General features: G+C 29.1%; 16 protein-coding genes, 1 riboswitch and 1 other annotated feature. Of the genes, 11 read left to right on the top strand and 5 right to left on the bottom strand.

All coding sequences use genetic code 11. The annotated features are described in order from the left end of the window. Together ACRDBA_RS02450 and ACRDBA_RS02455 are read left to right on the top strand one after the other, a co-directional pair. Positions 1 to 409, top strand: a 409-nt coding sequence (locus ACRDBA_RS02450) for a 4Fe-4S single cluster domain-containing protein (RefSeq protein WP_438571354.1), incomplete at its 5' end; no start/stop codon positions are given. A 45-nt stretch (positions 410 to 454) separates the two neighbouring features. Next, a riboswitch (purine riboswitch) is annotated at positions 455 to 554 on the top strand. A gap of 76 nt (positions 555 to 630) precedes the next feature. Then, a complete protein-coding gene (locus ACRDBA_RS02455; RefSeq protein WP_438571355.1) occupies positions 631 to 1,203 on the top strand; it encodes a xanthine phosphoribosyltransferase in 573 nt (190 codons plus the stop codon). 148 nt (positions 1,204 to 1,351) lie between these two features. On the opposite strand, the gene asnS is transcribed toward ACRDBA_RS02455, so the two are convergent. Further along, positions 1,352 to 2,746, bottom strand: a complete 1,395-nt coding sequence (asnS, locus tag ACRDBA_RS02460) for an asparagine--tRNA ligase (RefSeq protein ID WP_438571356.1) — start codon at positions 2,744 to 2,746, stop codon at positions 1,352 to 1,354. A 58-nt stretch (positions 2,747 to 2,804) separates the two neighbouring features. Then, positions 2,805 to 3,046: a binding site (T-box leader), on the bottom strand. A gap of 91 nt (positions 3,047 to 3,137) precedes the next feature. Here asnS and ACRDBA_RS02465 point away from each other — a divergent pair. Further along, a complete protein-coding gene (locus ACRDBA_RS02465) occupies positions 3,138 to 3,551 on the top strand; it encodes a cytochrome b5 domain-containing protein (RefSeq protein WP_438571357.1) in 414 nt (137 codons plus the stop codon). A 14-nt stretch (positions 3,552 to 3,565) separates the two neighbouring features. On the opposite strand, the gene ACRDBA_RS02470 is transcribed toward ACRDBA_RS02465, so the two are convergent. Then, complete coding sequence (locus ACRDBA_RS02470) at positions 3,566 to 4,264, bottom strand: metallophosphoesterase family protein (protein ID WP_438571358.1); 699 nt, start codon at positions 4,262 to 4,264, stop codon at positions 3,566 to 3,568. 133 nt (positions 4,265 to 4,397) lie between these two features. On the opposite strand from ACRDBA_RS02470, the gene ACRDBA_RS02475 reads away from it, so the two are divergent. Continuing rightward, entirely contained in the window at positions 4,398 to 5,474 is a 1,077-nt protein-coding gene (locus ACRDBA_RS02475; RefSeq protein WP_438571359.1) for a M24 family metallopeptidase, read from the top strand. 103 nt (positions 5,475 to 5,577) lie between these two features. Here ACRDBA_RS02475 and ACRDBA_RS02480 read toward each other — a convergent pair whose 3' ends face one another. From ACRDBA_RS02480 to murC, 3 genes are all read right to left on the bottom strand, one after another. Next, positions 5,578 to 6,798, bottom strand: a complete 1,221-nt coding sequence (locus tag ACRDBA_RS02480) for a NupC/NupG family nucleoside CNT transporter (protein WP_438571360.1) — start codon at positions 6,796 to 6,798, stop codon at positions 5,578 to 5,580. 53 nt (positions 6,799 to 6,851) lie between these two features. Then, positions 6,852 to 7,670 carry a purine-nucleoside phosphorylase gene (locus ACRDBA_RS02485; protein ID WP_438571361.1) on the bottom strand — a complete coding sequence of 273 codons (819 nt, stop codon included), beginning with the start codon at positions 7,668 to 7,670 and terminating at the stop codon, positions 6,852 to 6,854. Between the two features lie 198 nt (positions 7,671 to 7,868). Continuing rightward, entirely contained in the window at positions 7,869 to 9,242 is a 1,374-nt protein-coding gene (gene murC, locus ACRDBA_RS02490; protein ID WP_438571362.1) for a UDP-N-acetylmuramate--L-alanine ligase, read from the bottom strand. A 304-nt stretch (positions 9,243 to 9,546) separates the two neighbouring features. Here murC and purR point away from each other — a divergent pair, with 304 nt between their 5' ends. From purR to ACRDBA_RS02525, 7 genes are all read left to right on the top strand, one after another. Further along, on the top strand, positions 9,547 to 10,365 hold the full coding sequence (purR, locus tag ACRDBA_RS02495; protein ID WP_438571363.1) for a pur operon repressor: 819 nt from the start codon (positions 9,547 to 9,549) through the stop codon (positions 10,363 to 10,365). A gap of 344 nt (positions 10,366 to 10,709) precedes the next feature. Beyond that, on the top strand, positions 10,710 to 10,997 hold the full coding sequence (gene spoVG / locus ACRDBA_RS02500) for a septation regulator SpoVG (protein WP_438571364.1): 288 nt from the start codon (positions 10,710 to 10,712) through the stop codon (positions 10,995 to 10,997). A gap of 190 nt (positions 10,998 to 11,187) precedes the next feature. Further along, positions 11,188 to 12,558, top strand: coding sequence for a bifunctional UDP-N-acetylglucosamine diphosphorylase/glucosamine-1-phosphate N-acetyltransferase GlmU (gene glmU, locus ACRDBA_RS02505; protein WP_438571365.1), 1,371 nt, complete (start codon positions 11,188 to 11,190; stop codon positions 12,556 to 12,558). Positions 12,559 to 12,611: 53 nt separating this feature from the next. Next, a complete protein-coding gene (locus ACRDBA_RS02510; protein ID WP_438571366.1) occupies positions 12,612 to 13,571 on the top strand; it encodes a ribose-phosphate diphosphokinase in 960 nt (319 codons plus the stop codon). Positions 13,572 to 13,719: 148 nt separating this feature from the next. Continuing rightward, a complete protein-coding gene (locus ACRDBA_RS02515; protein WP_438571367.1) occupies positions 13,720 to 14,418 on the top strand; it encodes a response regulator in 699 nt (232 codons plus the stop codon). After that, positions 14,418 to 15,827, top strand: a complete 1,410-nt coding sequence (locus ACRDBA_RS02520; protein WP_438571368.1) for an ATP-binding protein — start codon at positions 14,418 to 14,420, stop codon at positions 15,825 to 15,827. Before ACRDBA_RS02515 ends, ACRDBA_RS02520 begins: the two co-directional genes overlap by 1 nt. Before the next feature lie 20 nt (positions 15,828 to 15,847). Next, positions 15,848 to 16,993: a S1C family serine protease gene (locus ACRDBA_RS02525; RefSeq protein WP_438571369.1), complete on the top strand. Its 1,146-nt coding sequence runs from the start codon at positions 15,848 to 15,850 to the stop codon at positions 16,991 to 16,993. Positions 16,994 to 17,134 lie beyond the last annotated feature (141 nt).

Below are 17,134 nucleotides of genomic sequence, written 5' to 3' on the forward strand. Positions count from 1 at the left end.
CGATGAATGCTTTAATCCTGATACTCACGACTTTTTTGGTGGTGAAGAATGTAATATGGATGATTTAATAAATGATGCATTGGATAATCCGATAATTAAGGGGATAACTTTTAGTGGAGGTGATCCATTAGAGAGAGCGGAAGAATTTTCTTATATGGCAAAGGCTTTTAAAGCTAGAGGGCTAAATATATGGTGTTACTCAGGATATACCTTTGAACATATATTAAAAAACTTTAAAAATAGAAGTGAGTGGAAAGAACTTTTAGAAAATATAGATGTACTAGTAGACGGTAGATTTGATAAAAACAAAAAAGAAGATGGGTTAAGGTTTAGAGGGTCTTCAAACCAAAGAATTATTGATGTAAAAGAAAGTTTAAAGGAAAATAAAGTAATAACTTTAGAATATTAATTGGTATAAAAGTTAGATTATTGTTTTAATTGATGATATAATAATCAAAAAGAATAAAGAATATTTCGTATATGCTTGAGAATAAGGTTCAAGTGTCTCTACAGGAAACCGTAAAAATCCTACTACGAATATATTGAATAGTAATTAATTCAAGGCATAGTATATTCATGTAGAGATAGGCATATAACTTAATAAATATATGAATAATGAGGATGTTGAGGATGAAGGAACTAAAGGAAAAAATATTGAGAGAAGGTAAAGTAAGAGAAGGTAATATATTAAAGGTAGATTGCTTTTTAAATCACCAAATGGATATAAAGTTTTTCAATGAAATGGGAAAAGCATTTAAAGAAAGATTTAAAGATGAAAAAATAGATAAAATACTTACTATAGAAGCATCTGGAATTGGAATAGCGGCTATAGTATCACAATATTTTGATTATGCACCTGTAGTTTTTGCAAAGAAAACAGAAAGCTTAAATTTAGATAAGGATGTATATGAATCAGAAGTACATTCATTTACTAAAAAGAAAACATATAAAGTAAGAGTTGGAAAGCAATTTTTAAGTAAGGGTGAAAATATATTAGTTATAGATGATTTCTTAGCTCAAGGATGTGCGACTAAGGGAATGATAGATATTTTAAACCAAGCTGAAGCTAATTTAATTGGTGTTGGGATAGTTATTGAAAAAGGATTCCAAGATGGTAGAAAGGCTTTAGAAGATTTAGGTGTTAGGGTAGAATCATTAGCTATAATAGATAGATTTGAAGATAATGCTGTTAAGTTTAAATAAAAAAGCGCCTGAGCGCTTTAAATAAATGGGGGGATGGGAACCTGCATTAAACAGGTTTGTATCTACATTAATATTATGACCAATATATGTAAGGTATATACATATAAAAATAAAAAACTCACCAAAAGGTGAGTTTTTTTATTATTTATTAGAAGTCTGATTGACCAGTAGTTCTTGGGAATGGTATTACGTCTCTTATGTTTGACATTCCAGTCATGTACATAATTAATCTTTCAAAACCTAATCCAAATCCAGCATGTTTTGTTTCACCGAATTTTCTAAGCTCTAAATACCACCAATAATCTTCTTCTTTAAGACCTAATTCAGCCATTCTCTTAGTTAAGATATCCATTCTTTCTTCTCTTTGAGAACCACCAATTATTTCACCAATTCCAGGAACTAATAAGTCCATAGCTGCAACTGTTTTTCCATCATCATTTAATCTCATATAGAATGCTTTAATGTCTTTTGGATAATCAGTTACGAATACTGGCTTCTTAAAGTATTCTTCTGTAAGGTATCTTTCATGTTCTGTTTGTAAATCAATTCCCCATTCAACTGGATAATCAAATTCTTTATCTGTATTCTTTAATATTTCAATAGCTTCTGTGTAAGAAACCTTTCCGAAATCTGAAGAAATTACATGATTTAATCTATCAAGAACTCCTTTATCGATAAATTGGTTAAAGAAAGCCATTTCTTCAGGACATTCAGCCATTACATGACTAATTACATATTTAAGCATATCTTCAGCTAATTCCATATCATCTTTTAAATCAGCAAATGATATTTCAGGTTCTATCATCCAGAACTCTGCAGCATGTCTAGCTGTATTTGAATTTTCTGCTCTAAATGTAGGTCCAAATGTGTAAACATTTCTAAATGCTAATGCGTAACATTCTGCATTTAATTGTCCTGATACTGTAAGGTTTGATTCTTTTCCAAAGAAATCTTTAGTAAAGTCTATATTACCTTCTTCAGTTTTTGGTGTATTGTTAATGTCTAAAGTTGTTACTCTAAACATTTCTCCAGCACCTTCACAGTCGCTTCCAGTTAAAATTGGAGTATGAGTATATACAAATCCTCTTTCTTGGAAGAACTTATGAATTGCATAAGCTGCTACTGAACGAACTCTAAATACAGCTGAGAACGCATTACTTCTAGGTCTTAAGTGAGCTATAGTTCTTAAGTACTCAAAAGTATGTCTTTTCTTTTGCAGTGGATAGTCAGATTGAGACATACCTTCTATAATAATTTCTTTTGCTTGTATTTCAAATGGTTGTTTTGCATCTGGTGTAGCTACTAATGTACCAACAACAGTAATTGATGAACTTATAGGTAATTTTGAAACTTCTTTAAAGTTTCCTAAGTTGTTGTCAAAAACAACTTGAACGTTTTTGAAGAATGTACCATCATTAACTTCAATAAACCCAAATGCATTAGATGCTCTTAATGTTCTTATCCATCCAGAAATCTTAACTTCTTTTGATAAGTATTCGTTTTCGTTTCTATAAAGTGCCTTAACTAAAATTACTTTATCCATAATTGCCTCCTGTTTTAAAATATAGTTCATAAAAATAAAAAAACCCTTCATCCCTAATATAAGGGACGAAAGGATATTTTCGCGGTACCACCCAAATTGCCATAAAATATGACCACTTAAATTAGCACAAATAATGCTATTCAATAAATAACGGTTTGACTCCGTCTAAGCCTACTTTCAATTAGATTTCGGTTAGAAACTCAGAGATGTTCTTCACTAAAGGTTTCGTATAAGGCTTACACCATTCCTTACTCGCTATGACTACATCCATATAGCTACTCTTCTCATCACAGTAATAAATTTATAATGTTTATTACGATTTTACACTAATTTACTAACATTTGCAACTTTAAATCATAATATATTTTATAGTATGTTTTAGGAGATAATTATGAGTGAAAAAAATTTTTTAGAAGAAAAATTTATAGAATTAAATCAATTAAAAACTTTATTATTAACATATCCAAGTGATTATTCATCTAATATAATAGAAACAATGGATAGGGTATGTAATCATATAACAGCATATTTAGAAGAGTGTAAATCACATATTCACTGTAAGAGAGAGTCATTTAGTGAGTTTACCATGGAGGAGTTATCAAAATATGATGGGAAAAATGGAAATAGGGCATTAGTTGCTATTTATGGAACTGTATATGATGTTGCTGATATTATTAAATGGGAAGAAGGATATCATTTTGGAGTAAAAGCAGGAACTGAAGCAAGTGAAGCCTTTACTAATTGTCATGGGGGATCAAAGGAAGTATTATCGAAGCTGCTAGTAGTAGGAACATTAAAAGAGTAAAAAGCAATTGCTTTTTACTCTTTTCCTAATTCATAAGAAGAGATTAAATTTCCTGGGAAATTTAGCATTCTACAATCTTTTACAATTCTTTTGAATTCATATTCTATTTCTTTAAATTTGACTTTTATTTCTTTATTATCATCAATATCAATTAGGCAATAGGTTGCATTTGGACGACCTATTTTTGGTTTTCCTACGCTTCCTACGTTAATAAATATCTTGTTATCGAAATTTTTAAAAGAAGGTATATGTGTGTGTGCACAAACAAGTACGTCTTCTAATAAGTTGTCCATGGTTTCCTTTGTATTTTCTGCATCTTCAAAAAGATATTCATTTATGGCTTTAGGGCTTCCATGAACGAATTTAAAGTTAACTCCATTTATAGTCTTTGTAAATTCTTCGGGTAAGCTATTTAAATAATACTTATTTGAGGCACGAACTTCATCAACAGCCCAAGGTAATGAAAAAGAGTTAATATTGTTGTTTCTTATGTAAGTAAAGTCTCCATCTACTACAGAGGCATCATAATTTCCTTTTAGGCAAGGAATTTCTCTTCTTTTAATTAAAGCAATAACTTCATTTGGATGTGGACCATATCCAACTAAATCACCAAGACATATTATTGAATCAACTTTTTCACTATCTATATCTTCTAAAACCTTCATCAATGAATATAAGTTTCCATGTATATCAGAAATAACTGCTATTCTCATTTTCTCTCCTCCTAAATGTTATATTTACTATTATATCACCCTTATGATAATCAAATAAATGGTTTTAAATAGATATTATTATAATATTGAGGTATATTATATTTATATAATTACAATAGAAGGAGAAATTCAAATGAAAAATAATAGAGTAAAAAATGTTTTAGAAGCTATGAAAAATCAAGGATTAAATCAAATTTTAGTAACATCTCCACCATCTATTTTTTATTTAACAGGTAAGTGGATTTCACCAGGAGAAAGAATGGTCGCATTATATTTAAACATAAAAGGAGAGCATAAATTTATAGTAAATAAATTATTTCCTATTTATGAGGATTTAGGCGTAGATATATTATGGTATTCAGATGTAGAAAGTCCTGTTGATTTATTATGCACAATTGTGGATAAAAATGATGTGTTAGGTGTGGATAAAAATTGGCCAGCTCATTTTTTAATTAGCTTAATAGAAAAAAATGCAGCAAAATCCTTTATTAATTCATCACCTATAGTTGATAGATTAAGAATGATAAAAGATGAAGAAGAAATAATGTTAATGAAAAAGTCATCAGAAATAAATGATTTAGTTATGACGACTTTATGGGATAATTTAAAAGAAGGTTATTCAGAAAAGTATTATTGTAATCTATTATCAGATATATATGAGAAAAATGGAGTAGGATCATTTTCATTTTCTCCAATAATAGCAACTAGTCCTAATGGAGCTGATCCACATCATAAGTCAGGAAAGTCTCCAATTAAAAAGGGGCAAAGTATAGTTATTGATATTGGAGGAGTTTATGATTATTATTGCTCTGATATGACAAGAACAATATTCTTTGGTGAAGAGCCTTCAGATAAGCATAGAGAAATATATAATATAGTTAAGGAAGCAAACTTAAAAGCTATATCAGTTGTTAAAGAAGGAGTTAAATTCTCAGATATTGATAAGGCTGCAAGAAATCATATAGAAAAAGCTGGATATGGAGAATACTTTACACATAGAACAGGTCATAGTATTGGTATTGAAGGTCATGACTTTGGTGATGTTAGTTCTGTTAATCATGAAGAGGTAAAGGCTGGAATGATATTCTCAATAGAGCCAGGCATATATTTAAAGGATGATATTGGTGTGAGAATAGAGGACTTAGTTTTAGTAACTAAAGATGGATGTGAAGTCTTAAACAAAGTTTCTAAGGAAGTTACTGTAATATAATAATGAAAAAGGATTTGATCAATAAATTTATGATCAAATCCTTTTTTATAAAAAAATAAATCCTAATCTCATAGAGAGTAGGATTTATTATAGAATTTATTTATTAGAATAATAAACCTGCTAAAGTAGCTGTTAAGCATGTAGCTAATGCACCACCAACAAGAGCCTTAAATCCTAACTTTGCTATTATACCTTTCTTTTCTGGAGCTAAACCACCAATTCCAGCTATTTGAATAGCTATAGAACTAAAGTTAGCAAATCCGCATAAAGCATAAGTTAAAATCATAACTGTTTTAGGTTGTAATGTATTAGTTGCCATTAAGTTAGCAAGCTCTGAATAAGCTACAAACTCATTAAGTATTATCTTTTGCCCAAGTAAACTACCTGCAACAGAAACATCTGACATAGGAACACCCATAACAAGTGCTAATGGTGAGAATAATTTACCTAATATCCATTGGAAGCTTAAATCTGGGAATCCAAATATTCCACCAATAGATGCTATAAAGAAGTTTACTAATGCTAATAATGCTATAAAGGCAAGTAACATTGCACCTACATTTAAAGCTAATCCTAAACCATCACTAGCTCCATTTGCAGCAGCTTCTACAAGGTTTGAAGCTGTATTTTCAACAACTATGTTAGCTGAGTCTTTAGTTTTACTTTCTTCTGTTTCAGGTACAAGTATCTTAGCTAATACTAATCCTGCAGGTGCAGCCATTATACTTGCAGCAAGTAAATGACCTGCATTAACTCCCATTGCAACATATCCAGCCATAACACCACCAGCAACAGTTGCCATACCACCAACCATAATAGCCATAAGTTCAGATCTAGTCATATCTTTTACGAAAGGTTTTACTAGAAGAGGGGCTTCAGTTTGGCCTAAGAATATGTTACCAACTGCACTAAGTGTTTCAGAACCACTTGTTCCAAGCAACTTACTTATGAATTTAGCTATAAATTTTATTAAAAATTGCATAATTCCTAAATAATATAATACTCCCATTAAAGCTGAGAAGAATATTATTGTAGGTAAAACTTGAACAACCCATACAAATCCTACTGCATTTGTATCAGCTAGAGGTCCAAATAAGAAATTAGTTCCTTCTTTTGTGAAGTCTAATAACTTTGATATTGCATCACTTGCAGATTGGAATACTCTTTGTCCTAGAGGAATCTTTAAAATAAGTATTGCAAATACTATTTGAAGTCCAAGGCCAGTAGCGACAAGCCTCCAGTTAATTTTTTTCTTGTTTTCTGAAAGTAAATAAGCTATACCAATTATAACTATTATACCAATAATTCCTATAAATCTGTCCAAAATTTTTCTCCTTTGTTTTTCAAGTTATTTTATCATTTGTTTAGTAAATTAAATTATAGTGCTGATATAATTCCATTCATTAGAGAAATAAATTTCTCTTTAACCATATTAGATGTTTCCATTACTTCTTCATGGTTTAAAGGTTGCTCTAAAATACCAGCAGCCATGTTTGTCATGCAAGAAATTCCTAATACTTCCATGCCAGTATGGTTTGCAATAATAACTTCTGGTACAGTAGACATTCCAACAGCATCTCCGCCAAGAATTCTTACCATTCTTATTTCAGCTGGAGTTTCATATGTTGGTCCACTCATCATTGCATAAACACCTTGCTTAATATCAATGTTTAACTTAGCAGCAGTTTCTATAGCTGTGCTTCTAAGTTTAGGACTATATGCTGTAGACATATCTGGGAATCTTGCACCAAATTCATTTAGATTTTTTCCTATTAAAGGATTATCTCCAGATAAATTAATGTGATCAGTTATTAGCATTAAGTCTCCAGGAACATAATTTGTATTAACTGCACCAGCTGCATTAGTAACAATTAGCTTTGTAACACCTAGTAGCTTCATAACTCTAACTGGGAAGGTTACATCATTATATTCGTATCCTTCGTAGTAGTGGAATCTACCTTGCATTGCAATTACACATTTGCCATTTAACATTCCTAAAACTAATCTTCCAGCATGACCTTCTACTGTAGAAGTTGGGAAGTTAGGTAAATCTTCATAAGCATAAAATTCAGGGTTTTCTATAGTATCAGCTAAAGAACCAAGACCAGAACCTAGAATTAAACCTATTTCAGGTTTGTATTTAGTTTTTTCAAGAATAAACTTAGCAGCAACTTGAAGTTTGTTTAATAAATCCATAAAATCACCTCTAACTATAGTTTGTTATAAATTTTGCTTTTTATTACCGTAATAATTAAACAAATCCCTTTAGACTTGTAAATTATAAAGTAAAATTAAAAGAAATGAAATAAAAATAACATAATTTAATCATAAAATGTCGTTAAAAGTAATAAAAAAGTGATTTTCAATTAGAAAACCACTTTTCATTAGTATAAATTACTTTAATAATATATCTGCAATTTTAACTACATCACCAGCTCCAACAGTTAAAATTAAATCGTTATTAGAGATTTTAGAGCGTAAGTACTCAGCAGCTTCTTCGTGACTATGAACATTTATACAAGATATTCCTTCTTTTCTTATAGCATCACCTAATTCTTCAGATGTAACTAATCCAGTATCCTTTTCACGAGCAGCATATATATCCATTAATAGTAGCTCATCAGTTTCTGAGAAGCATTTTGTGAACTCATTGAATAAAGTTTTAGTTCTAGTATAAGTGTGAGGTTGGAATACTGTATATATTTTATTGTGAGGTATAAGTTGTGCAGTATTTAAAGTTGCTTTAATTTCAACAGGGTGATGAGCGTAATCATCTATTATTGTTGAACCATTTATTTCACCTTTATACTCAAAACGTTTATGCGCACCCTTACATTCAGCTAGACCTTCAATAATATCTTTATGAGGTATATCAAATATTAATCCTACACAAATTGTAGATAAAGCATTTAAAATATTGTGTCTTCCAGTTGTATTTAATGTTACTTGGAATAAATCTTTGCCATCTCTACAAGCAGTAAATGTAGCACAACCTTTATTGTTAAAGCTTATATTTTTAGCAGTAACATCACCTACGTTAATTCCATAGCTTAAAGTGTTACATTTAGCATCTTTTAATATTTCTAGAACCTTTTCATCCTCTGCGTATCCGATTAAATAACCATCCTTAGGAATTATATTAGAGAATTTCTTAAATGTTTCTTGAATATGATTTATATCTCTATAATAGTCAAGATGATCTGCATCTATATTTAAGATAATTCCTACATAAGGATAGAATTTAAGGAATGATTCCTTATATTCACAAGCTTCAGTTAAAAAGTACTCGCTTTTACCTATTTTAAAATTTCCGTTTATTACATCAAGATCACCACCAACAAGAATAGTAGGATCTAAGTCAGCTTTTAAAGTTACATGTGAAAGCATAGAAGTACAAGTTGTTTTACCATGAGTTCCAGCTACAGCAACATTATATTTATGACCTTTCATTATTAAGCCTAAGAATTCAGCTCTGTCCATAAGTTGTATATTTTTAGATTTAGCTTCTAATATTTCAGGATTATCAGAAGGAATAGCAGCTGTATAAACAACTAAATCTACATTTTGTATATTTTCTTTTTTATGACCTATGTATATTTCAGCTCCTGAAAGTTTTAATTTATTTGTAATATCAGATTCCTTTGAATCAGAACCAGATACTTTAAATCCGTTGTGTAATAAAACTGCAGCAAGTCCACTCATACTTACTCCACCGATACCAATGAAGTGAACTTTTTTGTTTGTATCTTTATTAAAATCAAAAGACAAAAAATCAACCCCTTAAAATTAGTTTTAAAATGACTTATGTATATATTTATTTTATTTATCCAATAAATGTATAGAAGTCATCTTTATAATTATATACAAATTTAAGAAAATGAACACATAAAAAAGAAGATTATATTGAATATTTTATTTATTTAAGTTAAAAATGCCTTTATTACTATAAATAATATTTACCAAGTGTTTAAAATCTATTGATATTGAGCAGAATATGGAATAAAATATGAATATTAGAGGGTTGAAAATAACAAATAATTCGGAAAAAAACAAAAATTGTAGGTGATATATTTTGGAGAAACTAAGTAGAAATAGCAGAGTTGTTGCTATTACAAAGATATTAATGGAAAATCCTAATAAGGTAATTGGTTTAAATAATTTTTCAGAGTTGCTTAATGCCGCTAAATCAACAATTAGTGAAGATATAGTAATAGTAAGAGAAGTTCTTGAAAAGTTAGAAATGGGAAAAATAGAAACTATTGCAGGAGCAGCAGGTGGAATAAGATATATTCCAAGTATAGGTCATAGTAATAGTAAAAAGTTTGCAGAGGAACTTTGTGAATTATTAAGAGATGAAACAAGAATAGTTCCAGGTAATTTTATATACATGACTGATTTAATGTATAATCCTCAAATAATAAGTAGAGCGGGAGTTATATTATCATCCTTATTTAAGGCAACAGAAGTAGATTATATAGTTACTGTAGAAACAAAAGGAATTCCTTTAGCTTATGAAGTAGCTAGAAACCTAGGAATTCAATTAGTTATAATTAGAAGAGATAGTAAAGTAACAGAAGGATCTACCGTTACAATTAATTATGTTTCAGGAACAAGCGGAAGAATTCAACAAATGTCACTTTCTAAAAAATGTATGAAGCCAGCAAGTAAGTGTATCTTTATAGATGACTTCTTAAGAGGTGGAGGAACTGCTAAAGGAATAAGAGATTTATTAAAAGAATTTGATAGCGAGTTAGTTGGAATTGGTGTTTTAGTTGATAATGTTGGAGTAAATAAGAAAAAGGCAACAGATTATATCTCAATAGTAGAGCTTGAATATAAAGAAGATATAGAAAAATTAGAAGTTAACCCTTCAAAAATTATGAGCAACTAATAAGAGCTAAAAATAATGTTTAACAAAAAAAGTATTTCTAGTAAATACTTTTTTTAGCATTTATTAATAATAAAAGTTAATAGTTATGTAAAAAGTACCTTGAAATAGCTAAATGGTACATTTATTAAAAAAATTCAATTTTTTTATGTGATGATTTTTAGAATGGCCTTATAAAAGATAATGAGAAATGAGTATTAAAAAATCTTTTATATATTAGTTATAAAGTACTATTTCTCTAGTGTAAATGATATGTAAATAACTTATAAAATTTGGAATAAAAAGAGGAAAATGGAAGAAAATATAGAATTATATTATTGTATCATAGCAACTGGAGGTGTAGTGCAGTGACAATTACAGACGTTAGGATTAGAAAAATAACTACAGAGGGCAAGATGAAGGCGATAGTTTCAGTAACATTTGATAATGAATTCGTAGTTCATGATATCAAAGTTATTGAGGGACAAAACAGCTTATTCATAGCAATGCCAAGTAGGAAAACTCCTGATGGTGAGTTTAAGGATATAGCACATCCTATAAACACAGAAACAAGAGAAAAAATTCAAAATTCTATTATTGAAGCTTACGAGAAAGCAATAGTAGAAGATGAAAAAGTGGTAATAGAAGTAGAATAATGCTTTTATTACAAAAATGAAAAGAGGGAGACCTCTTTTTATTTTTTATAGGTAGAGCTACAAACTATATAAATTACTGGTTGGTGTTGAAATACTACAGGTAATACAATATAATATATAAATATATATACGAACATTTTTTAAGTGATTTATAAGTTTGTCCTTAAAATGTTTATGATGAGGTGGTTATATGTATAAAAGTGCTTTAATATTAGCAGCAGGTCAAGGAACTAGAATAAAATCTGATTTACCAAAGGTTCTACATAAAGTAGCTGGGAAAGAAATGGTAAATCATGTGATAGATACAATGAGAAAAGCAAATATTGATGATGTTAATGTAATAATAGGAAAAGGTGCAGAAAAAGTTGAGGCTTTAACAGCTTCAAGAAATGTAACTTATTCATTACAAGCAGAGCAATTAGGAACTGGTCATGCAGTTAAGTGTGCTAAAGACTTTTTAAATGGTAAAAAGGGAACAGTGGGAATATTTTGTGGAGATGCTCCATTAATAAAGCCTGAAACTGTAGAGAGATTATTTGAAGAGCATATTAGCAATAAAAATAGTGCTACATTATTAACTTCAATTGTTGAAGATCCAACAGGTTATGGAAGAGTTATTAGAGAAAACAATGAAGTTTTAAAAATAGTAGAGCATAAGGATTGTAATGAAAAAGAATTAAAAGTTAATGAAATGAATGCAGCACTATACTGCTTTGATATTGAAGAATTATTAGAAAGCTTAGAAAAGCTATCCAATAATAATAATCAAGGTGAATATTATTTAACAGATGTTATTGGTATTTTAAAAGAAAAGGGTAGTAAGGTTGGAGCTGTAGTAATTGATTATGAAGAAACTATAGGAGTAAATTCAAGAACTCAATTAGCAGAAGCAGAACAAATTTTAAGAAAAAGAATAAACTCAAAGCATATGATAAATGGAGTAACTTTAATAGACCCAAATACTACTTACATTGGAGATGATGTAGAAATAGGAAAGGATACTATAATATATCCTGGGAATGTTATTGAGGGAAAAACTATCATAGGTGAAAGAGTTATGTTATATCCAAACTCAAGAATAAAAGATAGTGTTATTTTAAGTGATGTTGAAATTCAATCATCAGTAATTTTAGAAAGTAAAATTGGAGAATTTACAACAGTTGGTCCATTTGCATTTATTAGACCGGATTCAGTAATAGGAAATCATGCAAGAATCGGTGATTTTGTTGAGATAAAAAAATCAACAATTGGAGACAATACGAAGGTATCTCACTTAACTTATATAGGTGATGCTAGTGTAGGTGAATCTTGTAATTTTGGATGTGGAACTGTAGTTGTAAACTATGATGGTAAGGAAAAACACAAAACAGAAATAGGAAATAATAGCTTTATAGGGTGCAATACTAATTTAATTTCACCTGTAAAGGTTGGAGATAGTAGCTATATAGCAGCTGGATCAACTATAACGAATGAAGTTAAAGATGGAGATCTTGCAATAGCTAGAGCTAAGCAAAGAAATATTCAAGGTTGGGTAAGTAAAAGAGGTCTTATTAACAAATAGTTATTTAGATATAAAACAAAAGTGTCAAAAATTTGAAGGAGGTCTTCATAAATATGATAACCCATGGAAGAAACATTAAAATATTTACTGGAAATTCACATCCTGAATTAGCACAAGAAATTGCTGATATATTAGGATTACCACTAGGAAAAGCAAAGGTTTCAACATTTAGTGACGGAGAAATTTCAGTAGATATAGATGAAACTGTTAGAGGTACAGATGTATTCTTAGTACAATCAACTAGCTCACCAGTTAATAACAATTTAATGGAATTATTAATAATGATCGATGCATTTAAGAGAGCATCAGCAGGAAGAATTACTGTTGTTATGCCTTATTATGGATATGCAAGACAAGACAGAAAAGCAAAATCTAGAGATCCTATTACAGCAAAACTTGTTGCAGATCTTTTAACAGCAGCAGGAGCTCATAGAGTATTAACTATGGATTTACATGCAGCACAAATACAAGGATACTTCAATATACCAGTTGATCATTTACTTGGATCACCTATATTAGCAAAGTATTTTGTTGAAAGAGGATTTGATGATAAGGAAGATGTAGTAGTTGTATCACCAGATTTAGGAAGTGTTACTAGAGCTAGAAAGTTTGCAGATAAATTACATGCACCAATAGCTATAATTGATAAAAGAAGACCAAAAGCTAATGTATCAGAAATTATGAATATAATTGGAGATATAAAAGGTAAGAGATGTATTCTTATCGATGATATGATTGACACAGCGGGAACAATAGCTAATGCTGCTAATGCATTAAAGGACTTAGGAGCTACAAATGTTTATGCATGTTGTACTCATGGTGTATTATCAGGACCTGCATTTGATAGAATTAATGATTCTGCAATAGAAGAATTAATAATGTTAAATACAATAAAGTTACCAGAAAGAGATAATGCAAAGAAGTTTAAGGCAATATCAGTTGCTCCATTATTTGCTGAAGCAATTCAAAGAATATATGATGATAAGCCAATAAGTAAATTATTTGATGCATAATAATATGTAGTATTGTATTAAAATCCTCTAATGAGTTAAAACTCTTTAGAGGATTTATTATTTTAGAATTAATATTTTGTAAAATTTATGAACATTTAAAAAAGTTACTCCATAGAAATAAATAAATCTATTATAATAATAAAATAGGATGGTGATTATCGTGGAAAATAAACAAGGAAGAGTTTTAATTGTAGATGATGATGAAAATATATGCGAAGTATTAAATATGTATTTAATGAGTGCCGGATATGAGACTAGAAAATGTCATAATGGAAAAGAAGCATGTAATATATTTAATGATTTTAAACCAGAATTAGTTTTATTAGATATAATGCTTCCAGGTATGGATGGTGTAGAAGTATTAAAGTGGATAAGAAAAAATAGTGAAATACCAGTAATTATGTTAACTGCTAAAGGAGATACTTTTGATAAGGTCTTAGCATTAGAATTAGGAGCAGATGATTATGTAGTAAAACCATTTGAACCTAAAGAAGTTTTAGCAAGAGTAAAAGCAGTAATGAGAAGATATAACTTTGAAAGTTCAGATAAAGAAGTTATAAAGTTCTCTGACTTGGTTATTGATATTAATTCATATAATGTAATTTATAGAAATGAAGAAATAAAAATGCCTCCAAAGGAGTTTGAATTACTTTATTATCTTTCAAGCAATAAAAATAAAGTATTTACTAGAGAACAATTACTATGTGAAGTGTGGGGATATGATTATCCAGGCGATTCAAGAACAGTAGATGTGCATGTAAAAAGATTAAGAGAAAAGATTAAAGGCGGAGAAAACTGGCAGTTAGAGACGGTATGGGGTGTAGGATATAAGTTTGAGGTGAAATAATGAATAAAAATAATATAGCCTATAAGCTAATAATTTCATTTACATCTGCAACAGCTGTAGTTCTTATATTTATAGCATTGATACTATCAAACTGCATTAGTAATGAATATGAAAGTGGAAGATTTAAATTAATAGAAAAACAAGTAAGCTTAATTGAAAAATCAACAGTTGCATATTTAAATCAAAATAGCAAGACTTCATATGAAGATTTAAAGAGTGTTATTAATATGGTTAATGACACTATAGATATGGATGTATTTATAGTTGATAGCTTAGGTTATATTTATCTAGTTTCAGATGAAGCTTATGCAGATAAAAAATATACAAAAATTGAAATAAGAGAAGATAGATTAAATAAAATAAAAAATGGGGAAAGTGTAAGTTTAAGTACTGCTAATGATGGTATTAAGTATGATGTTTACATAGAGCCTATATTTAATAATGAGTATTTTTCGGGAAGTATCATATTAGCAGGGGAATCAAGTAGTCATTTGTCAAAAGAAAGAACGTATATTTTAATATGGAGTTTAATAGGTTTAGCTATTATTCTATCTAGTTTAATAAGTTATTATTTTGCTAAGAAGATTTTAATAAAGCCTTTAAAGGAAATTAATGATGCTGCAAGAAAGTTATCAAAGGGTGAAGTTGAAAAAAGGATATCAATACATTCAAATGATGAAATAGGAGAATTAGCTGAGTCATTTAATATAATGGCAGAGTCATTAGAAGAATCTGATAAGACTAGAAGAGATTTTATTTCTAATGTTTCTCATGAACTAAGATCGCCAATCACATCTATTAAAGGATTTATAACAGGAATACTTGATGGTGTAATACCAAAGGATAAGGAAAATTATTATTTAAATATTGTAAATGATGAAATAGGTCGTTTAGCTAGACTTGTTAATGATTTATTAGATATTTCAGCAATGGAATCAGGAAAGTTTAACTTAAACATGATTAATATAGATGTAAATGAAGTTATTACATTATGTATTTTAAATCTTGAAGGAAAAATAAATGCTAAAAAAATGAATGTTGAAGTTATTTTTCATGATGATCATGAATATGGAGTAGCTGATAGAGATAGGTTGATACAAGTAGTGACAAATATTATAGAAAATGCAATAAAGTATGGATATGAAAACGGAGAAATTAAAATAGACACATATTCAAAAGGGGATAAAATATATGTAAGTATATTTAACACAGGACCTATTATTGCAAGAGAGGATATAAATAATATTTGGGATAGATTCTATAAGAGCGACAAATCAAGAACTAATAAAGTAAGTCTAGGTTTAGGATTACCTATAGTTAGATTAATATTATCACAGCATGGTCAAGATATATGGGTTAATAATGTCGAAGATAAGGGCGTTAAATTTACCTTTACAATTAAAAAATAATTAATAAGGAGGGATTAGTAATGAGTAAAAAAAATAATATTAAAAAATATAAAAGCGAAGATTTTTTTAATCAAGAAAATTCCTCTATAAGATTTAAAAGAAATAAAACAAAATCTAATATAAGGTTTGGAGGTAAATTGATTTTATACTTCATTTTGGCGGGAGTGTCAGGGGCTTTATTTTCGAATATTATGATGAAGATTAAATATGATGTTGTTATTCAGCAAGCAAAAGAAAATAGAATAAATGAAGATATGGTTATATTAGATTATACAAAGATAATAAAAAAAGTATCTCCATCATTAGTTAGCATTAGTGATAAACCTGATAAGCTTACTGAAAATGATTATTTTGAAGGAAATACAACAGGTATAATAATTCATGAGGATGGAACTATACTAACTAATTACTCGAAAGTAAAGGAATTAGAAAATATATATGTAAAGCTGTCATCAAAAGGAACAATGCCTATAAAGGCTGTTGTGGTTGGTGGAAATGAAGAAACAGACATTGCAATATTAAGAATTAGCTATGAGGGTGAATTAGTTCCAGTTAAATTAGCAGCATCGGATGAGATAAAGGAAGGTCAAGGAATTGCAGTTTTAAGTAATGCAATTGGTGACGAATATATAGGAAGTATAGTACCTGGAATGATTACATCTACTAATAGAAAAATGGAATCAACTGATAAATTAAATAAATACCAACTTATAGAGATAAGTTCACCAATAAATGAGTTGAATACTGGAGGGGCTGTTTGTAATGCTAAGGGAGAGTTAATAGGAATTGCAAGCTATAGTATTACAAATAAAAATAAACAAGAAGGTTTATATTATGCAATAGATCTAAGTGTCTTAGAAGAAGTAATAAATTCTACAAATATATTTAAAGGTATATTAGGATTAAGTGGTGGAGGAATTATAAGTAGCGTAAATACAGAAGTAAACGGATTTTATGTAGAGAATGTAGTTCAAGATGGTAATGCATATAATGCAGGAATAAGACCAACTGATATAATATTCGAATTAGATGGTAAGCAAATAGTAGGAACTGAAGATTTAAGTAAAATTGTTGAAGAAAAGAAAAGTGGAGATGTAATAGATTGTAAAGTAATGAGAGATGGAAAAGTAGAAGAGGTAGAGATAATATTAAAGAGGAAAAACTAGGGTTTTAATAAACTCCTAGTTTTTTTATTTTATAATATTTTATTTTAAGTAGTATTATAGGGAAATATAAAAAATGAGAGGCATAAAAATACCTTTTATTATTGTAAAAAACTAGTATAATAATAACTATGTTAAGTGAAC

It is taken from the genome of Clostridium sp. (genome assembly GCF_051654825.1).
Classification (GTDB): Bacteria; Bacillota; Clostridia; order Clostridiales; family Clostridiaceae; genus Clostridium.